3 protein-coding genes are annotated in these 2,351 nt (G+C 71.8%); 2 read left to right on the plus strand and 1 reads right to left on the minus strand.

What is annotated here, in order from left to right; genetic code table 11:
• Both purH and G6027_RS15850 read left to right on the plus strand, forming a co-directional pair.
• Nucleotides 1–1,049 (plus strand): bifunctional phosphoribosylaminoimidazolecarboxamide formyltransferase/IMP cyclohydrolase (gene purH, locus G6027_RS15845; protein WP_182638004.1); only part of this gene is annotated, 1,049 nt, incomplete at its 5' end.
• 23 nt (nucleotides 1,050–1,072) lie between these two features.
• Nucleotides 1,073–1,666: a TetR/AcrR family transcriptional regulator gene (locus G6027_RS15850; protein WP_182638005.1), complete on the plus strand. Its 594-nt coding sequence runs from the start codon at nucleotides 1,073–1,075 to the stop codon at nucleotides 1,664–1,666.
• Here G6027_RS15850 and G6027_RS15855 read toward each other — a convergent pair.
• The coding region (locus tag G6027_RS15855) for a DUF6537 domain-containing protein (protein WP_346995772.1) at nucleotides 1,632–2,351 on the minus strand (720 nt) is incomplete at its 5' end. The genes G6027_RS15850 and G6027_RS15855 overlap by 35 nt on opposite strands.

The raw sequence follows: 2,351 nt of genomic DNA on the forward strand, positions 1-2,351 counted from the left end.
GGCTCGCCGCCGCCGCCTTCCGCCACACCGGCGCCTACGACGTCGCGGTGGCCACCTGGATGACGGAGCAGACCGCGACCCCCGCCCAGGACGGCGCCGAGGGCTTCCCGGTGTGGCAGGGGCAGAGTCTCGACCTGGCCGCCACCCTGCGCTACGGCGAGAACCCGCACCAGGGCGCGGCCCTGTACACGGACTCCGCCGCCGCACCCGGACTGGCCCAGGCCGAGCAGCTGCACGGCAAGGAGATGAGCTACAACAACTACGTGGACGGCGACGCCGCCTGGCGGTCCGCCTTCGACCACGCCGAGCCGTGCGTGGCGATCATCAAGCACGCGAACCCCTGCGGCATCGCGATCGACGCCGACATCGCCGCGGCCCACCGCGCCGCCCACGAGTGCGATCCCGTCAGTGCGTTCGGCGGGGTGATCGCCGCCAACCGTGAGGTGACCCTGGAGATGGCCGAGCAGGTGGCCGAGATCTTCACCGAGGTGATCATCGCGCCCTCCTACGCCGACGGCGCCGTGGAGATCCTGCAGCGGAAGAAGAACATCCGGATCCTCGAGGCGAACCCGCCGGCGCAGGGGGAACTCGAGCGCAAGCAGATCTCGGGCGGCGTGCTGGTCCAGCAGCGCGACTCGCTGGACGCCGACGGGGACGTGACCGAGGGCTGGACCAAGGCGTGCGGCGACGACGCCGACGAGCAGACCCTGCGCGACCTGCTGTTCGCGTGGCGTGCCTGCCGGGCGGTCAAGTCCAACGCCATCCTGCTGGTTCAGTCCGGTGCCACCGTCGGCGTGGGCATGGGTCAGGTCAACCGGGTCGACTCGGCGCGGCTCGCGGTGCAGCGCGCGGGGGAGCGGGTGACCGGGGCCGTGGCGGCGTCGGACGCGTTCTTCCCGTTCGCCGACGGGCTCGAGGTGCTCGCCCAGGCCGGCGTGCGCGCGGTGGTCCAGCCGGGCGGGTCCGTCCGGGACGCCGAGGTGATCGAGGCAGCCGAGAAGGCCGGGATCACGATGTACTTCACCGGCGCCCGGCACTTCTTCCACTGAGTTCGACGGTACCGAGGTCGCAGATGGATCAGCAGGAGGCCGTGGCACTCACCCCACGAGCGCAGGCAAAGGCCCGACGCCGCGACGAGATCCTCGTCGCGGCGGCCCGGCTCATGGCACGGCGGGGCTTCCACGCGGTGCGCCTGGACGACATCGGTGCCGAGGTGGGCATCTCGGGGCCCGGCATGTACCGGTACTTCTCCTCCAAGGAGGACGTGCTCGCCGAGATGCTTCTCGACATCTCGCGTCGACTCCGCGACGGGGGACGCGCCGCGGTGGAGCGGGGCGGGGACCCGACCGAGGTGCTGGACGCGCTGTTGGGTGTCCACGTGGACTTCGTGGCGACCGAACCGGATCTCATCAGCGTCCAGTTCCGTGACCTCGGCGCCCTTCCGGCCGGTCCCCGGCACGAGGTGCGCAGTCTCCAGCGCGAGTACGCCGAGATGTGGGTCGACGCGCTCGTGCGACTGCGCCCGGAACTGCCCGCCGTGGACGCGCGGGCCCACGTCCACGCGGTGTTCGGACTGCTCAACTCCAGTCCGCGGTTGCCCTCGATGGCCGAGACCGAACTGCGGCGGGTCCTCACCGCGATGGCGTCGGCGGCTCTGCGCTCGTGAGCGCGCCGAGCAGCCGGGTGAGCTCCTCGCGGTAGCGCTCCACGTTCTCGAGCTTGACGTGCTCGTATCCGCGCACCATGTCGGGCAGGTCAGCCAGCGCGACGGCGGTGTCGTGCCAGGCGGCGTCCCTACCGACGGGGCCCGTGCGCTGCACGTCGGCGGTGAGTCGGTCGACCAGCTCGCGGTACTCGGAAAGGAGCTCGCGTTCCACCCTGCGGACGTGGGCGTATCCGAAGACGTCGAGCGGGGTGCCGCGCAGGCGCTTCATCCTCGCCAGCGCCTTCATCGCGGGCAGGGCCTTCGGCCCGATCGAGATCTTCCGCTTCATCCCCATCGCCCGCAGCGCCGGTGGATGCAGTCGGAGTCTGGGGACGGCGCCCTCGCCCCACTCCTCGGTGAGCTGCGCGGCGAACTCCGGGTCGACGGCCAGCCGGGCGACCTCGTACTCGTCCTTGTACGCCATGAGCTTGTGCAGGTTCCTGGCCACGGCGAGGGTGAGTCGCTCCCCGGGTGCGCCGGCCGGACCGTCCTGGCGGGCCTCGGCCGCGCGCAGGTCCTCGACCCGGCGGACGTAGTCGGCCGCGTAGGCCTCGTTCTGGAAGCCGATCAGCTCGTCGACGCGCAAGGCGACCACGGCGCGGAGCTCGTCGGAGGCGGCCGCACCCAGACCGGTGAGCAGGCGCTC

It is taken from the genome of Dietzia sp. SLG310A2-38A2, assembly GCF_014145095.1.
In the GTDB taxonomy this organism is placed as follows: Bacteria; Actinomycetota; Actinomycetes; order Mycobacteriales; family Mycobacteriaceae; genus Dietzia.

What these genes read in the sequence shown, in the direction of transcription:
- G6027_RS15850 (WP_182638005.1), top strand. Translation starts at nt 1,073, where the DNA reads ATGGATCAGCAGGAGGCCGTGGCACTCACCCCACGAGCGCAGGCAAAG.